This is a genomic window from Rhodococcus sp. KRD175 (assembly GCF_017168275.1).
Taxonomy (GTDB): Bacteria; Actinomycetota; Actinomycetes; order Mycobacteriales; family Mycobacteriaceae; genus Rhodococcoides; species Rhodococcoides fascians.
In genome coordinates this window covers 13,661-28,776 of record NZ_JABFAQ010000004.1, presented here as the reverse complement: position 1 = coordinate 28,776, position 15,116 = coordinate 13,661, and the positions used below count along the sequence as shown (strand labels likewise).

16 protein-coding genes are annotated in these 15,116 nt (G+C 64.0%); 5 read left to right on the top strand and 11 right to left on the bottom strand.

Annotated elements, in window-relative coordinates:
- Nucleotides 1–43: 43 nt before the first annotated feature.
- The gene (locus J1M81_RS04585; RefSeq protein ID WP_230593386.1) at nucleotides 44–808 is read right to left on the bottom strand and encodes a class I SAM-dependent methyltransferase; all 765 of its coding nucleotides are present in this window, start codon (nucleotides 806–808) and stop codon (nucleotides 44–46) included.
- Nucleotides 805–1,365 carry a carboxymuconolactone decarboxylase family protein gene (locus tag J1M81_RS04580; RefSeq protein ID WP_027498420.1) on the bottom strand — a complete coding sequence of 187 codons (561 nt, stop codon included), beginning with the start codon at nucleotides 1,363–1,365 and terminating at the stop codon, nucleotides 805–807. Before J1M81_RS04580 ends, J1M81_RS04585 begins: the two co-directional genes overlap by 4 nt.
- Before the next feature lie 108 nt (nucleotides 1,366–1,473).
- On the opposite strand from J1M81_RS04580, the gene J1M81_RS04575 reads away from it, so the two are divergent.
- Nucleotides 1,474–2,403 (top strand): iron-siderophore ABC transporter substrate-binding protein, encoded by a 930-nt coding sequence (locus J1M81_RS04575; protein WP_032399569.1) that lies wholly within the window; start codon nucleotides 1,474–1,476, stop codon nucleotides 2,401–2,403.
- A 4-nt stretch (nucleotides 2,404–2,407) separates the two neighbouring features.
- Here J1M81_RS04575 and J1M81_RS04570 read toward each other — a convergent pair whose 3' ends face one another.
- The 6 genes from J1M81_RS04570 to urtA form a co-directional block, all read right to left on the bottom strand.
- On the bottom strand, nucleotides 2,408–3,076 hold the full coding sequence (locus tag J1M81_RS04570) for a GntR family transcriptional regulator (RefSeq protein ID WP_032399568.1): 669 nt from the start codon (nucleotides 3,074–3,076) through the stop codon (nucleotides 2,408–2,410).
- Nucleotides 3,077–3,087: 11 nt separating this feature from the next.
- Entirely contained in the window at nucleotides 3,088–3,780 is a 693-nt protein-coding gene (gene urtE, locus J1M81_RS04565) for an urea ABC transporter ATP-binding subunit UrtE (protein ID WP_032373723.1), read from the bottom strand.
- On the bottom strand, nucleotides 3,773–4,603 hold the full coding sequence (gene urtD, locus J1M81_RS04560; RefSeq protein WP_027498416.1) for an urea ABC transporter ATP-binding protein UrtD: 831 nt from the start codon (nucleotides 4,601–4,603) through the stop codon (nucleotides 3,773–3,775). Before urtD ends, urtE begins: the two co-directional genes overlap by 8 nt.
- The gene (gene urtC / locus J1M81_RS04555; protein ID WP_032399567.1) at nucleotides 4,600–5,691 is read right to left on the bottom strand and encodes an urea ABC transporter permease subunit UrtC; all 1,092 of its coding nucleotides are present in this window, start codon (nucleotides 5,689–5,691) and stop codon (nucleotides 4,600–4,602) included. The genes urtD and urtC overlap by 4 nt, the downstream gene beginning before the upstream one ends.
- Complete coding sequence (urtB, locus tag J1M81_RS04550) at nucleotides 5,688–6,572, bottom strand: urea ABC transporter permease subunit UrtB (protein WP_027498414.1); 885 nt, start codon at nucleotides 6,570–6,572, stop codon at nucleotides 5,688–5,690. Before urtB ends, urtC begins: the two co-directional genes overlap by 4 nt.
- 72 nt (nucleotides 6,573–6,644) lie before the next feature.
- A complete protein-coding gene (gene urtA / locus J1M81_RS04545) occupies nucleotides 6,645–7,922 on the bottom strand; it encodes an urea ABC transporter substrate-binding protein (RefSeq protein ID WP_032369802.1) in 1,278 nt (425 codons plus the stop codon).
- 181 nt (nucleotides 7,923–8,103) lie between these two features.
- On the opposite strand from urtA, the gene J1M81_RS04540 reads away from it, so the two are divergent.
- From J1M81_RS04540 to J1M81_RS04530, 3 genes are all read left to right on the top strand, one after another.
- Nucleotides 8,104–8,316, top strand: coding sequence for a helix-turn-helix transcriptional regulator (locus J1M81_RS04540; RefSeq protein ID WP_027498412.1), 213 nt, complete (start codon nucleotides 8,104–8,106; stop codon nucleotides 8,314–8,316).
- Entirely contained in the window at nucleotides 8,313–8,885 is a 573-nt protein-coding gene (locus J1M81_RS04535; RefSeq protein ID WP_052061334.1) for a hypothetical protein, read from the top strand. The genes J1M81_RS04540 and J1M81_RS04535 overlap by 4 nt, the downstream gene beginning before the upstream one ends.
- Before the next feature lie 171 nt (nucleotides 8,886–9,056).
- The gene (locus J1M81_RS04530) at nucleotides 9,057–9,485 is read left to right on the top strand and encodes a hypothetical protein (RefSeq protein WP_052053133.1); all 429 of its coding nucleotides are present in this window, start codon (nucleotides 9,057–9,059) and stop codon (nucleotides 9,483–9,485) included.
- A 97-nt stretch (nucleotides 9,486–9,582) separates the two neighbouring features.
- Here the strand turns inward: J1M81_RS04530 and J1M81_RS04525 are convergent, their stop codons facing one another.
- From J1M81_RS04525 to J1M81_RS04515, 3 genes are all read right to left on the bottom strand, one after another.
- Nucleotides 9,583–11,520, bottom strand: coding sequence for a primary-amine oxidase (locus J1M81_RS04525; protein WP_032373726.1), 1,938 nt, complete (start codon nucleotides 11,518–11,520; stop codon nucleotides 9,583–9,585).
- On the bottom strand, nucleotides 11,517–12,956 hold the full coding sequence (locus J1M81_RS04520; protein WP_032373727.1) for a gamma-aminobutyraldehyde dehydrogenase: 1,440 nt from the start codon (nucleotides 12,954–12,956) through the stop codon (nucleotides 11,517–11,519). The genes J1M81_RS04525 and J1M81_RS04520 overlap by 4 nt, the downstream gene beginning before the upstream one ends.
- Before the next feature lie 95 nt (nucleotides 12,957–13,051).
- Nucleotides 13,052–13,714, bottom strand: coding sequence for a TetR family transcriptional regulator (locus tag J1M81_RS04515; protein WP_206497674.1), 663 nt, complete (start codon nucleotides 13,712–13,714; stop codon nucleotides 13,052–13,054).
- A 70-nt stretch (nucleotides 13,715–13,784) separates the two neighbouring features.
- On the opposite strand from J1M81_RS04515, the gene mqo reads away from it, so the two are divergent.
- Nucleotides 13,785–15,107 (top strand): malate dehydrogenase (quinone), encoded by a 1,323-nt coding sequence (gene mqo, locus J1M81_RS04510; protein WP_052053131.1) that lies wholly within the window; start codon nucleotides 13,785–13,787, stop codon nucleotides 15,105–15,107.
- Nucleotides 15,108–15,116: the final 9 nt, after the last annotated feature.

Genomic DNA, 15,116 nt, shown 5'->3' with positions numbered 1-15,116 from the left:
GGTCAGGTCTCGCATTGCCGGGGGTGTAGCAGGGTCGGTAGCGCTAATTCTTGGTGGCACTGACGAATTGGGCGAGACCGCGGATGTCCTGCTCGATGTCGGTCATGCCCGCAGCAGCGAACATCTCGGTGAACTGCCCCTTCGGGAACATGCGTACCCCGACGGCGGCAGATCCCAGGCCGACGACGGTACGCAGCGGTGCCAGGCCCAGTTCACAGCTGGTCATGATGGCGATGCGTCCACCCGGTCGCAGGACGCGGATGAGCTCGTCGACCACCTGCAGTGGATGTGGCACGAGATACAGTGCGGCATAACAGCATACGGCGTCGAATGTCGCGTCGGCGTACGGGAGTTCGGCCGCATCGCCGCGAACGTATGCCGCACGCGGCCCCCGATTGTCGCGCACTGCACGAGCGATCATGGCCTCGGAGATATCGAAGCCGACGGCGATACCGTCCTCGGTCAGCTGCTCCGACAGGAACCTGGTGAAGTTGCCGGGGCCGCAGGCGACGTCCAGGACTCGCTGTGGCCCGTGTAACCGCAAGTCGGCGACGGCCTTGGCGCGTTCGGCGGACATGGGCAGCCCGCCGATTCCCATCATCGATACGCCGAACGGTCGCCAGATGTTCTCGTAGATCGCCGCGACACCGCGGTTGTTCATCGCTCGGCTGGCCATCGTCGGATTGGGGGCCTTGGCGTCGTCCATGAGTTCGACGTAGTCGCCGTCGATCCGGGCGCTCGTGCGGACCGACTCCGGTTCGATCATCGCCAGAGCGCGGCGCAGTGCAGTCTCGGGTGTCTCGTTCATCGTCGTGGCGGCCGGTCGCCGTAGTCGCGTTCGACGCGGAGGGTGCCCAGTGTGGTTGCGAGCCCGTCGTATTGGGTGACCAGCAAGACGAATTCGATGAGGCGACGTTCGTCGAACTGGGTCGCCAGTTCGGACCACGTGGCGTCGGTGAGCGTCTTGGTCTCGATCAGCTCGTCGACGGCAGTGAGGATGGTGCGGTAGCGAGTCGACAGCCCAGGGGCGTGCGGGCCGGTCATGATCAGCTCGAGCAGGTCTCGGTCGATGCCGGCTCGACGGCCCAGGCGGATGTGGTGGTCCATCTCGTATGCCGATTCGCGCAGGTGCGCCACCCGGAGAATCACCATTTCCGATTCCTTGCGGGATATCTTTCCGCCCGGCATCAGATGGCCGCTGTAGAACAGCCACGCCCGGTACAGGCCGCCGGTTCGACCGAGAGTGGTGAACAGGTGGGGGTTGGGTACTCCCGCGCCCTTGGCGATGACCTTGCAGATGACCCAGTTGACGGGGCCGAGGGTGCGGGCGGTACCGGACGGAATGCGTGGAGTGGTCACGATCACATCTTACCGACTGGTAGCTCCGCCGTCCGGGGACGCGGTTCGCAACGGCTTGCAGGGTAGGCTAACCTCCTTTGTGTCTCGCATTGTTCTACCCGGAGGTCCCTCGAAGTGGTGCAGTTCAAGCTCGGTCTGACAGCGTTGGCCATCACCGCGCTCGCGGTGGCGGCAGGAGCGACGGCATGCTCGTCGGCCGATACCGCCGACGGTTCGGCCGGCGAAGCGACTCGAACGGTCGAGACCGTTCGAGGCTCGATCGACGTTCCCGACAATCCTCTGCGGGTCGTCACCCTGGAACCGGTGGAACTCGACACCACGGTCGCGCTCGGCATCGTGCCCGTCGGCACGGCGGTGCTCAGCGAAACCGCCGGTGTGCCGGCCTATCTCGGTACGGAAGCGGCCGACATCGCCACGGTCGGCACGGTGGCCGAACCGACCATCGAGGACATTGCGGCCGCGCAACCCGACCTCATTCTCGGGACGGAGACTCGGCACGCGCAGTACTACGACCAACTCTCCGCCATCGCGCCGACGGTGTTCATCGCCTCCCAGTCCGATCCGTGGCGCGACAGTGTCCGATTCGTCGGGCGCGTTCTCGGCAAGGAAGCGAAGGCCGAGGAACTGCTCACCGCCTACGACGACCGGTGCGCCGAGATCGCCGAAAAGCACGACACCGCCGGGAAAACAGCGCAATTGATCAGGCCGCGCAGTGGTGAGCTGACCCTGTACGGGCCGTCGTCGTTCGCCGGAAGCACGCTCGAATGCGCCGGATTCACCACCCCGCCGCGGCCGGAATGGGCCGACGAGATCTCGGTCGACCTCTCGCCCGAGCTCGCGGCTCAGGCGGCCGCGGACCTGATCGTCGTCACCGCCGACAACCCGTCGGACCCCGCCGCGATCCCGTCGTCGATCACCGCCAACGCTGCGGCACTGCCCAACCCGCACGCGGTGGACCTGTCGTACTGGATCACCGGCGTCGGGCCCATGGGCGGGCAAACCGTGCTAGACGACATCGATCGTATTCTGTCGGCTTCCAACTGACGCGTCAGATTCGGACCGCGCCGGCCAACGCCGCTGCCTGACGGGCGCGCTCGACCACTCGGTCGCGGGACGAATCGATATGTGCAACAAGCATATTCAGCGCCGTGTCCAGCTGCCCGGCCAGTAGGTGCTCGACGATCGCGAGATGTTCATCGATCGCCGAGACCACGGCCGAGGCGTCGAGACCACCGAGAATACGCACGGGCCGCACCTTGGCGTTGACGGCGCACAGGGCCTCGGTCAGAGCCGCATTGCCCGAAGCGGCCGACAACGCGACATGGAACTGCTCGTCCATGGCGACCATGTCGTCGGTGGTCTCCGGTGGGTGCGCACGCAACCCGGCCCACGTCACCGCCAACGCCGACAAGGCCGCCCGATCGAAGGACTGCGGCGTCGAGCGAGTGATTCCGCGGGACTCGAGAGTCGACCGCAGTTCGTACAGATCCGGTAGGTCGCCGAGCCGGGGACGATAGGGATGCAGACCGGCCTCGTCGCGCACGACCAGACCGTCGGCTTGCAGACGTGCCAGCGCCTCCCGCACAGGCGTGCGCGAGACGCCGTACAGCTCGGCGAGACGCTCCTCGCCGAGCCGTTCCGTGGAGCCGATCGCACCGGAGATCAGATCCCGGCGCAGTGACGAATAGACCTTCTCGCGAAGGTCCTTGCGCGGCACGATACGCCCGGTCAGATCGCCATGGCTGCGCGCACGTCGGCCTCGGAATCGGATCCGCCCACACCGGTGGACGTGATCCGGCCGGCCTCGAGAATGTAGTACTTCTGGGCAGATTCCAATGCGAAGCCGATGTGCTGCTCCACCAACAGAACTCCGAGACCGCCGCGGCGGGTGAGCTCGATGACGGTGCGCTCGATCTCGGCGACGACCGACGGCTGAATACCCTCGGTCGGCTCGTCGAGAATCAGCATCCGCGGTTCGGTGATCAATGCTCGTGCGATGGCGAGCTGTTGGCGCTGGCCGCCGGACAGTAGGCCGGCTCTGCGATTCAGCAATTCCTTCAGCGCCGGAAAGAGGTCGAGTGCCTCGTCGATCAGTGCCTTGCCGCGCTTGCGCCCGTCGGCCACCACCTGCAGATTCTCCGCTGTCGTCAACTGACCGAACGACTGCTGGCCCTGTGGCACGTACGCCAGTCCGCGGGCGACGCGGGCGCTGGGCCGCAACGCACTGACGTCCTCACCGTCGAACATGACCTTGCCCGAGTTCACTTTCAACAGCCCGACCGCCGCGCGCAGCAGCGTCGTCTTGCCCGCACCGTTGTGGCCCATCACCGCCGCGACACCGTCGGCCGGAACCGTCAGCGACGCACCGTGAACGACCTCGCTGCGGCCGTAACCTGTTCTGACGTCGACCAGTTCAAGCATGATCGGCTCCCTCTTCTGCGATGTGCTCGAGTTCCTCGCCCGCCGCGGCGGTGCCGAGGTAGACCTGCTGAACCTTCGGATCGGCCTGCACCTCGGCCACGGTGCCCTCGGCCAGAACGCGTCCGGCCGCCAGTACTGTCACCGAGGTCGCGAACATCCGCATGAAGTCCATGTCGTGCTCCACCACCACCACGGTCCGTTCACCGCCGATGCGTTGCAGCAGCTGGCCCGTCTCCTCACGTTCCTCGTGGCTCATGCCGGCGACCGGCTCGTCGAGAAGGAGCACATCGGCGTTCTGCACCAACAACATTCCGATCTCTAGCCACTGCTTCTGGCCGTGCGCCAGAATTCCTGCGGCCTTGTCTCTCTGGGCCGTCAGGCCGATCGTTTCGAGGGCCTCCTCGATCTGCGGCAGAACCGATGCCCGACGGCGCAACATCGTCAGCACGGATCGTCCGGACCCAGCGGCGATGTCCAGGTTCTGCAGCACCGTCAAATTTTCGAAGATGCTGGCCGTCTGGAAGGTTCGACCGATACCGAGCCGGGCGATCTGATGCACCTTCTTGCCCAGCAGTTCCACTCCGGACTTGGTGACAGAGCCGGTGGCCGGAACGAGACCGGTGATGGCGTCGATCAGCGTGGTCTTGCCGGCTCCGTTCGGTCCGATGAGGAAGCGAAGATCGCCCTGCATCAGCGTCAGATCGACGTTGGTGTTGGCCTTGAAGCCGTCGAAACTGACTGTCAGATCGCGGACTTCGAGGTACTGACTGGACATGCCGGCGTTGCCGCCGAACGTGGGCTGCGGGCCTTCGACATGGATCATCGTGCGAGCTCTTTCTCTGGTTCCGCGCTGGCCTCGGGGACCGATTCGGGCTCTTTCTTTCGCTTGCGCAGTGCGAAGAGTCCGGCGATGCCGGCGGGGAAGAATCCGACGACCACGACGAACAGCAGACCCTGCGCGTACGTCCAACCGGACGGGAACTGCTCGGACAGCGTGGTCTGCGCCCACGCGACTCCGAGCGCGCCGAGAACCGGGCCGAGCAGAGTGGTGCGGCCGCCGATGGCGACGCCGATGAGAAACGCGATGGACGGAACGATGCCGACGTCGTTGGGGGAGATGATGCCGACAATCGGGACGGACAGCGCCCCGGCGAGACCGGCGAAGAACGCTGCGGCGACGTACGCGACGATCTTCACGTTCGCCGGGTCGTAGCCGAGGAAGCGCACTCGCTCTTCCTGATCGCGGACGGCCACCAGTAGTTCGCCGTAGCGCGAATACATCAGCTGGCGGGTGATGGCGACGACGACGAGCAGTACGCCGGCAGCGATGAAGAACAGCATCTGCTTGTTGGCCGGGTCGTTGAGGTTGAACCCGAAAAACGTGCGGAACCTGTTGAGCCCGTTGGATCCACCGGTGGTCTGCTGTCCGATGAGCAGGATCGCGAAGGCGGCGGCCAGTGCCTGACTGAGGATCGCGAAGTACGCGCCCTTGACGCGACGCTTGAACACGCCGAGGCCGAGCACCAGCGCCACCAGTGCCGGCACGAACAGGATGCCCAGGATCGTCGTGATGGGCGAGGTGAACGGCAGCCAGTACGAGGGCAATTCACGGATGCCGGCGATGGACATGAAGTCCGGTACCGCGTCGCCGCGCAGATCGGCGTCGGAGATCTTCAGATGCATAGCCATGATGTAGGCACCGATGCCGAAGAAGACACCCTGGCCGAGGGTGAGCATTCCGCCTCGGCCCCAGGCCAATCCGATACCGACAGCCACGATCGCGTAGCAGATGAACTTGCCCAGCAGATTCAACCGGAAGTCGCTGAGGACGGCGGGCGCCACAGCGAACAACAGGATTGCGGCGAGCGCGAAACCCAGCAGAGCGCCGCGCTTGGCGATGAACTCGCTCATACCAGGCTCCTTGTCTTGACGGCGAACAAGCCCTGCGGGCGGGCCTGCAGGAAGATCACGATGAGGACGAACACGATGACCTTGGCGATCGAGGCCGTGGTGCTGTATTCGATGAACGAGTTGAGGATTCCGAGGGCGAAGGCGGCGATCACCGCGCCCTTGATCTGGCCGAGTCCACCGACGACGACCACCAGGAAGGCGTCGATCAGGTAGCTCTGTCCCACAGTGGAACTCGTGGATCCGATCAGAGTCAGTGCCACGCCCGCGACACCCGCCAAACCGGAGCCGAGGAAGAACGTCGAGATGTCGGTCCTGCGGCTCGAGATGCCCGAGGTTTCCGCGAGATCGCGGTTCTGCACCACCGCGCGGATGCGTCGACCCATTGCGGTCTTCTTCAGCGCGATCGACAGTGCGACGACGGCGACGACCGCCAGCACGAGAATGAAGATTCGGGTCTTGGGCACCACGGCACCGAGGATGTCGACGCCGCCGCTCAGCCATTCCGGCGAGACGACGTTGACCGCAGGGGCACCGAAGATGTCGCGAGCGAGCTGCTGCAGGATGAGCCCGACGCCGAACGTGACGAGCAGGGTGTCCAGTGGACGGTGGTACATGCGCTGGATCAGCGTCACCTCGAGCAGCACACCCATTGCGCCGCCGACGAGGAAGCCGACGATGAGCGAGATGAACAGTGATGCGCCGCCGGTCGAGACGATCTGCTGCACTACGTAAGCCGTGTACGAGCCGGCCATGATGAACTCGCCGTGTGCCATGTTGATGACGCCCATCTGACCGAACGTCAGTGAGAGCCCGAGGGCGGCGAGCAAGAGAATGGATCCGATCGACAGGCCGGTGAACAACTGTCCGATCACGACGTCCATGGGGGAGCTCCTTCGGAGCATGTGAGTGGAACTTCGTAGCAGGCTACGAAGTTCCACTCACATGGGTGGTGGTCAGTTGAGGTCGGAGGCCCAGTCGTAGGTCTCGAGGAACGGGTCGGGAGCGATGGCCTCGGGGGACTCCCACACCGTGTAGATCAAGCCGTCGGGCCGGATCTCACCGATGCGGGCGGTCTTGGAGATGTGGTGGTTGTCGCCGTCGATGACGACCTCGCCCTCGGGAGCGGCGAAGCTGACACCGTCGGCTGCGGCCTGAATGTCGGCCACCGCGAACGAATTTGCCTTCTCGACGGTGTTCTTCCACAGGTAGACCGAGGTGTACGCGGCTTCCATGGGGTCCGAGGTGGGCTTGTCGGCACCGTACTTCGCCTTGTAGTCGGCGACGAACTTGGTGTTCTCCGGGCTGTCGACGGTCTGGTAGTAGTTCCAGGCAGTGAGCTGGCCAGCGATGTTCGCGGCTCCGATGCCCGCCACCTCTTCCTCGGCGATGGACACCGAGATGACCGGCATGTCAGCAGCTTTGAGGCCGGCGTTGGTGTACTCACGGAAGAATGCGACGTTGGAATCACCGTTGAGCGTGTTGAACACGGCATCGGCGTCGGCGGAGCGCACCTTGTTGACGATGGTGGAGAAGTCCGTCGAACCGAGCGGGGTGTAATCCTCGCCCTTGATCTCGATACCGTTGGCGGCCGCATACGCCTTGATCTCGCGGTTGGCCGTCTGCGGGAACACGTAGTCGCTGCCCACCAGGTACAGGGACTTGACGCCCTTCTCCTTCAGGTAGTCCAGGGCGGGGATGATCTGCTGGTTGGTGGTGGCTCCGGTGTAGAAGATGTTCTTCGACGCCTCGAGGCCCTCGTACTGCACGGGGTAGTAGAGGAGTGCGTCGTTGTCCTCGAACACCGGCAGCATCGCCTTGCGCGACGACGACGTCCAGCCACCGAAAACGGCTGCGACACAGTCGCTGCTGATCAGCTTCTCGGCCTTCTCGGCGAACACGGTCGGCTCGGATGCGCCGTCCTCTGCGACGACCTCGATCTGCTTTCCGTTGACGCCGCCTGCCGCATTGATCTGCTCGACGGCCAGTGCGATCGAATCACGCACTGTCACTTCGCTGATCGCCATCGTGCCGGACAGGGAGTTGAGCGAGCCGACCTTGATGGTGTCACCGGAGGTGTCCACACACGAGGTGGACGAGCCTCCGCCGCCCTCGGCGGTGGTGGTGTCGCTCGCCTTGCTACCGCAGGCAGTGGCAACCAGGCTCAATGCAGCCAGTGCTGCGGGAACGACCATGACGCGCTTGACGGACATGCGCTTCGAGACAGCAGGCATCTACGGCCCTTTCGGAAAGTGTGTATACGGAGATGTATTCGCGATTGCGAACAGTAAAGGCAACTTATTGCGTTGGTATTTTCTGCGGTGACGAGTCTGTTTCTCGCGTTACGAGTAGGTAAAGGCGAGCGAATGACAAGACTGCTTGACATTTTGTGACAAGCAGAGTTGACTTTTTGTCATGCCCGGATCCAACAACGTTCGCGCGCATCGCAAACAGGCACGCATCACGCAGGCCGAACTCGGCACCATCTGCGGAGTCAGCCGGCAGAGCATCGTCTCCGTCGAGGGCGGCGACTACGCACCGAGCGTGTACCTGGCACTGCGACTGGCCCGAGCACTCGACACGACAGTCGAAACACTGTTCGGCGACGACGAAGGGAAACGAACATGAGCGCATTCACCAAAGCTGCCCGCTTCGTGGGAGACCTGGACGACGACTTCTACGCCGACGAACTACAACGCGACATCTGGAACGAGGCCTCGGCCGTCGGATTCCAATCCCTGCTGTGGATCGGAATGATCGTCGGCGCTGTACTGCCCTTCGCGGCGGGTGTCACCGGGGCCTGGGTGGCATTGGGAATCTTCGTGGCTCTGACGGCCGTCGCGAACGTGGTGTTGGCATACGCCCGCGCGCGGGGGATCGACATGTACACCTCGCAGAAGCTTCGCCGGTCGCGGATCGGGGTGTTGGTGGTTCTTTATCTCGTGGGTGCTGGTGGTGCCGGCCTGCGCCTGCTGCTTCATTACGGACACGGGAGGCTCGCACCGATCCTGGTCGGTGCCGGCATCGGCCTTGTCGGAGGTCTTGCCGTGTCGTGGTGGGCATCAGGGGTAGGCGGCGGCAGGCCCGACAGGCCGAGCGTGCCGCCGAGCTGGCCGAGCAGCGGGCTTTCGATACGGACGAATGAATTGGGTCTCGAATGTGTCGCACGATCTGTTTCAGGGTGCAAGGATGCGTAAAGGCTTCGATTGGACCGTCTCCGTTTCGCAGATTTGCAGGCCGGAGGGTATGTTCTGACCGATGACATCGCGATTTCCCGGTGTTGCGGCTGTAGGGGTGCTGTTCGGCGGCGGTTTCGGTAACGCGGACGGATGCACGTTCGATGTAAAGGGAGGCTCGGGTGGACGGCGATGACGACGTGTAATACCAATCCGTCCTCCGTCGCGCCACGAAGTACCAACGAGACCGTGTCGGGCGTCCACCTTCCGGTGGAGCATGCAAACAGGGAAGTCGAGACCGTGCGCAGAGAAAAGAGCTACCTCAGACTCGTAGGGTCGAGCACTCCCACGATCGAGGTTCTGGGCGGCCCCAGAACCATCACCGTCGATGTGGACAACGTTTTTCCGGGTCAGGTATGCGAGGTCCTGCACAACGGCATGCTGTCGCTGAGCCCACGCGTCGTCGTGGAAGACAACGCGACAAGCATCACGATCACCACGTTCGCGCTCAAGCCGGGTGAGTACAACGTCTCGCTGCGTCTGGACGGACGCCTGGATTGCGTCACCGAATCGCAGACTGCTGTCGTCGGCGAGCAGTTCGAGGTCCGACGCAGCTCGTAAACCTCGGCTCACAACACAGCGAAGCGGCGCGTAGCTCAGGTGAGCTACGCGCCGCTTCGCTTCGTTGTCGGTCCTCGCTGCCGTCGGGTCGCGCCAGTCAGTGACAGGTGCTGCCGGGATCGGTGTGGCAGTGCTTCGGCTCCGATGGTGCGACGTCGAGCGAGGGGTTGCGGTCGAAGAAGCCGAAAGGCTTGAGCCAGAACGAGACGGTGTCGGACGGCATCACCGGCCAGTCCTCGGGCCTGGTGATGTGATGGATGCCGAAGGTGTACCAGACCACCACATCGGTGTTCTCGATCGAACGGTTCTTCTCGGTCCACTCGGGGAGGCCATGGTCGACGCCACTCTGATTGACGAACTCGCCACTGGGCCAACGCTCGTCGGGTGAATTGGGCGTGACCCATACGGTGTGACCGATCACCTGGGAACGCTGGAAGATCGGCGACGCCGGATCGAACATCGCCGGAATCGCCGAGCCGGGCACCAACTTGTACGCGGGCCGGGTGCCGAGACCGTTGGTGACGTTGTCGTTGACCACCTTCCACGCCTTCTGCGTGTTCCAGTCGTAATCCTGCTTGCCCTCGGACTCGGTGGTGAGCGGGGTGTTCACTTGCGTCAGGGCCAGGCCGTACGGATTGTCGGGACCCATCGGAACCATCTGGGTCTGGCTGGAATAGACGGTGTTCTCGGTGCCGTCGATGTCCAGATCGAGCCGGGCGACCAGGAAGTGCTGGTGGTACGGCGCATACGTGCGATTGTCGATCAGCGTGCCCGACGGATGGGTGCCGCCCTCGTCGAAGTGGGTGACGACCATGATGCCGGTGGCGCGCACCTCGCACTCGATGTTGCCGTCCTGGTAGAAGCGCCAGTAGACGAGATACTCGTAGTTGGCGACGGTGGCGTGGAAGCTGACGGTGAGACGGCGCATCCGACGCACCTCTGCCCCGGCGTCGTGATCGACGTGCTTCCACAGCACCGCGTTGTCTTCCTCGTGGATGCAGATCGCGTTGGTGATCGTGTACGGCTCGCCTTTGCTGTTGTGCAGCACGGCATCGAGGTACCGGATCTCACCGAGGCAGTCGCAGCCGAGCTCGAGCGAGGTGGTCATGAAGCCCAGGCCCCACTCGCCGATGTCGAATGCGGTGCGCCGATAGTGATCCTCGGTGTGGTCACGATACGGAACGATCATCTCCGCGAACGACATTCGGTTCGCGACGGATCGCACGTTCCCGTTGTCGCCGTAGGTGACGGCGTGCAGCGTCATGCCCTCGCGGTAGTTGAACCCCACGCGCAGCGACCAGTTCTGCCACGTCAGCTTGTTTCCGTCCAGCTCGAACGACGGGCCGTCCGGCTGGGTGATCTCGAGCGGCTTCAGCGGCGGACGGCTGCTGGCGTTCCGGATGCGCTCCGGAATATGGCGGGGCACGTACTCGCCCATGATCTCCGGCCGCTCGACACGGTAGGTGTCCTCGATTTCGAGCAGTTCCATCGTGTTGGCGTCGATGACGCAGTGGAAGCCGCCCACCGGCCCCGCGTACGGATTGGCACCCTCTGCGGCTTTGACCCACGTGTCGGACCAGCCCAGGCGTCGACCCTTGTATTTCTCGGGCGTCACCGCCTCGCCGTACGTCCAGGTGTCCATGAACACCAGATCAAGATCGGTGATGCCTCGATCGGCAAGCGCGGCAATCACATCGGGGTGTGCACGCAGCGCCGCGTCGGCCTCTTCCCACTCGTCGACGGTGAAGTTGGGCTGCACGTCCGGGATGTGGGTCCAGGATTCGGTGCTCCTGTTGTCCAGTGACACCACGGCTTTGAACGTGCTGTTCTCGGCGCGGTTCAACACCACCGAGACTGCGCGACGGGCGGGGACTGTACCGTCCGCATCGAATGCGGCGACCTCGGACTTGGACGGTTCGATCATCTCGATCGAGGCGAATCGCCACCCGTCGCCGACACCGTGTTCCCGGCCCAGAACCTCGGCGACGGTAGAGAACTCGTCGCTTGAGAGTGGGTCCAGGGGATGGAATGTCATCGAAGAGTCTCCGTCGAGCTCATCACGTGCTTGATGCGGGTGTAATCGTCCACGCCGTAGGCCGAGAGGTCCTTGCCGTAACCGGAGTACTTGAAGCCGCCGTGCGGCATCTCGGCCACCAACGGGATGTGGCAGTTGACCCAGACGGCACCGAAGTCCAGAGCCGCCGAAATGCGAAGCGTGCGGGCGTGATCGGACGTCCAGACGCTCGAAGCGAGACCGAAGTCGACGTCGTTGGCCAGCTCGATCGCCTCTGCCTCGTCGGAGAACTTCTGCACCGTCAGCACCGGGCCGAACGTCTCCTCCTGCACGATGGGATCGGCTTGCTGCACGCCCGTGATGATCGTGGGCTCGTAGAAGAATCCCTTGTCGCCGATACGCTTTCCGCCGGTGACGATGGTGGCGTGCGCGCCGATACCGTCGACCTTGGAGCTGACCTGGCCGAAGTGGTTGACGTTGTTCAACGGGCCGAGGAAGGTGTCGGGGTCGTCGGGCAATCCGACCTTCAGTGTCTTCGCCTTGGCGACGAGTGCGTCGACGAGCGAGTCGTGTACCGACTCGTGAACCAACACGCGAGTGACCGCCGTGCAGTCCTGGCCGGCGTTGAAGAACGCGGCCTCGGCGATGCCGTCGGCGGCCTTGGTGATGTCGACGTCGTCGAACACGATGGCCGGTGCCTTGCCGCCCAGTTCGAGGTGCGCGCGCTTGAGCTGCTTGGCGGCGGCGACGGCGACGGCGATGCCTGCCCGCACGGAACCGGTGATCGAGACCAGGCCGGGCCTCTTGTGTTCGACGATGGCTGCGCCGGTGCCGCCGTTGCCGAGCACGATGTTCAGCACACCGTCGGGGACGATGCCCTTCGACAATTTCGCCAGCACCAGGGTGCTCTCGGGGGTGGTGTCGCTCGGCTTGAGAACGACGGTGTTGCCGGCCGCGAGGGCAGGCCCGATCTTCCAGATCGCCATCATGAACGGGTAGTTCCACGGCGTCACCTGCCCCACGACGCCGATCGGCTCGCGGCGTACGTACGAGGTGAACCCGTCCATGTACTCGCCGGCCGACTTGCCTTCGAGCATCCGTGCAGCCCCGGCGAAGAACCGAATCTGATCTGCTCCGACGGTGACTTCCTCGGCGGCGATGGTGGCCTTCGGCTGACCGGTGTTACGACTCTGCGCCTCGACGATCTCGTCGCTGTGGGCCTCGATGGCATCGGCGAGCTTCAGCAGTACCTTCTGCCGCTCACTCGGAGTCGTCTTGCCCCAGGTCTCGAAAGCTTTGGCGGCAGCCGACATTGCGGCATCGACATCGGCAGCATCGGAAATCGGGGCTCGAGCGACCACCGACTCGTCCACCGGACTGACGACATCGAGCATCTCGGTACCCGAGGGCGTCACGAATGCCCCGTCGATGTAGTTCTGCAGGACAGGCACCGTCATCACAACCCCTAGCGTCGACTATTTCGGTTCTGCAAAGCCTGCACCCGCGGACGAGACTTTGCCACCCGACAAGATGTACACGACGATGCGAGTAATCAGGACGAAACGTCAGTCTCCTCGGCCAGCGCCCTGACACCGGCGATGTAGGTGTCCAGCCCGAGCTTCTCGAACGCCGTCCGCGCGCTGACGTCGCTCAGATACGAGGCTGCGGCGAGGATATTGGGAAACTCGTCGGGATTGAGGGAGTTCATCGTTTCCGCCACCTCGTGTTCGACGTGTGCCCGACGCTCCGGCTCGACTTCGACACCCGTGAACAGCGGCTCCGTGATCGACGAAATGGCGACTCGAACGCCGTGACGGGCCAGCTGGGTGGCGTCGTACAGGGAGAAACCGGCCTCGCCGAGAAGTTTCAGGCTGAGCTCCATCGCCGCTCTGCTGTTGGGGGAGAACAGCATTCGTGGAACGACGATGGTCGCTGCTCCGGGATGTGCGCGCAAGGCGCGCATGAAGTCCTCGAGCACGGTGCGCAGTTGCTCCCACCACGTCGCCGTGGGGTCGACGGTGATCTCGAGATCCTGGCAGACGCGGTCGCCCATGGCGTCGAGCAGTTCGTCCTTGTTCTTCACATGCCAGTAGATCGCCATGGGAGAGACACCGAGTTCGGTGGCGATCTTGCGGATGGTGAGCGAGTCGAGTCCGCGTCGGTACGCGACTTCGAGCGCGGCGTCGACGACGGCAGTCCTGGTCAAGCGAGGCACCGGCAGAACTATACATGCGTACGAGTCGGTGTTAGCGTGACTTGTACTTAGTACGAGAAAGGGGTGCGCGATGGATGACGTCATCCTCGTCGGCGGTGGGGTGATGAGCGCGACGCTCGGCACGCTGCTGCAACGTGTGGAGCCGACCTGGTCGATTCGGGTCCTCGAACGATTGCCCGAGGTAGCGATGGAAGCCTCCGACGGGTGGAACAATGCCGGGACCGGCCACGCCGGCCTGTGCGAAACCAACTACACGACGGAGAGAGTCGACGGCTCCGTCGATATCGACCGGGCCGTCGCGATCGCCGAGCAGTTCGCCGTGACGCGACGCTTCTGGTCGACGCTGGCCGACACCAGCTTCGTACGTTCGGTGCCGCACATGACCCTGGTGCAGGGGGCGGAGAACGTCCGATCGCTGCAGGCCAGGCATCGAGCGTTGACCGCGCATCCGCTGTTTCGAGCCATGGAGTACACCGAAGATGCTGCGGTACTGGACGAGTGGGCACCGCTGGTGTCGGCGGGACGAACAGGCGACTGGGCCGCCACCCGAGATGCGACCGGAACCGACGTCGACTTCGGTGCACTGACGCGGCAGTTGCTGGGGGACATGAGTGGACGTGGTGCGCGCGTGGAGACCGGGCGGGAGGTGACCGGGATGAGTCAGGAACGGGACGGATCCTGGTCCCTGCGAGTGCGCGGTGGCCGATCGATCGAGCGCGCGCGCTTCGTGTTCGTCGGTGCCGGTGGCTGGGCTCTGAAGCTGTTGCGCACAGCAGGGATTCCCGAGGCCCGCGGTTATGGACTACTACCGATCAGCGGGCAGTTCTTGCGTTGTGATCGGCCCGAGGTGGTCGACAGACACGACGCGAAGGTCTACGGAACTCCGCCCATCGGAGCGCCTCCGATGTCGGTGCCCCATCTCGACACCCGCATCGTCGACGGGCGGCGGTCCATACTCTTCGGACCGTACGCCGGCGCGAATCCTCGGTTTCTGAAACACGGATCGTGGCTCGACTTCCCGACGTCGATCGACCGGCACAACATCGGTTCACTGCTGTCGATGGCAGGCAACAACACGCCGTTGATAGGTCTGCTGCTGTCGGAATTGACGGCCACCCGAGCCAAGAAGATCGCTGCGTTGCGCCAATTCGTACCGAATGCCGATCCGTCGGACTGGTCCGTGGTCCCCGCCGGACAGCGCGCCCAGATCGTCGTGAACGGGCAATTGCGTTTCGGCACGGAGGTGATCGCGTCGCAGGACGGCTCCATCGCCGCCGTTCTCGGCGCATCGCCCGGCGCCTCCACCGCTGTTCCCATCATGCTGGAAGTATTGGGTCGATGTTTTCCGGAGCGCCAGTGGAATGGTCGACTGCAAGAGATGCTCAGCGGATAGCCTGTGGCA

What these genes read in the sequence shown, in the direction of transcription:
- J1M81_RS04585 (WP_230593386.1), bottom strand. Translation starts at nt 808, where the DNA reads ATGAACGAGACACCCGAGACTGCACTGCGCCGCGCTCTGGCGATGATC.
- urtE (WP_032373723.1), bottom strand. Translation starts at nt 3,780, where the DNA reads ATGCTTGAACTGGTCGACGTCAGAACAGGTTACGGCCGCAGCGAGGTC.
- urtD (WP_027498416.1), bottom strand. Translation starts at nt 4,603, where the DNA reads ATGATCCATGTCGAAGGCCCGCAGCCCACGTTCGGCGGCAACGCCGGC.
- urtC (WP_032399567.1), bottom strand. Translation starts at nt 5,691, where the DNA reads ATGAGCGAGTTCATCGCCAAGCGCGGCGCTCTGCTGGGTTTCGCGCTC.
- urtB (WP_027498414.1), bottom strand. Translation starts at nt 6,572, where the DNA reads ATGGACGTCGTGATCGGACAGTTGTTCACCGGCCTGTCGATCGGATCC.
- urtA (WP_032369802.1), bottom strand. Translation starts at nt 7,922, where the DNA reads ATGCCTGCTGTCTCGAAGCGCATGTCCGTCAAGCGCGTCATGGTCGTT.
- J1M81_RS04540 (WP_027498412.1), top strand. Translation starts at nt 8,104, where the DNA reads ATGCCCGGATCCAACAACGTTCGCGCGCATCGCAAACAGGCACGCATC.
- J1M81_RS04535 (WP_052061334.1), top strand. Translation starts at nt 8,313, where the DNA reads ATGAGCGCATTCACCAAAGCTGCCCGCTTCGTGGGAGACCTGGACGAC.
- J1M81_RS04530 (WP_052053133.1), top strand. Translation starts at nt 9,057, where the DNA reads ATGACGACGTGTAATACCAATCCGTCCTCCGTCGCGCCACGAAGTACC.
- J1M81_RS04525 (WP_032373726.1), bottom strand. Translation starts at nt 11,520, where the DNA reads ATGACATTCCATCCCCTGGACCCACTCTCAAGCGACGAGTTCTCTACC.
- J1M81_RS04520 (WP_032373727.1), bottom strand. Translation starts at nt 12,956, where the DNA reads ATGACGGTGCCTGTCCTGCAGAACTACATCGACGGGGCATTCGTGACG.
- mqo (WP_052053131.1), top strand. Translation starts at nt 13,785, where the DNA reads ATGGATGACGTCATCCTCGTCGGCGGTGGGGTGATGAGCGCGACGCTC.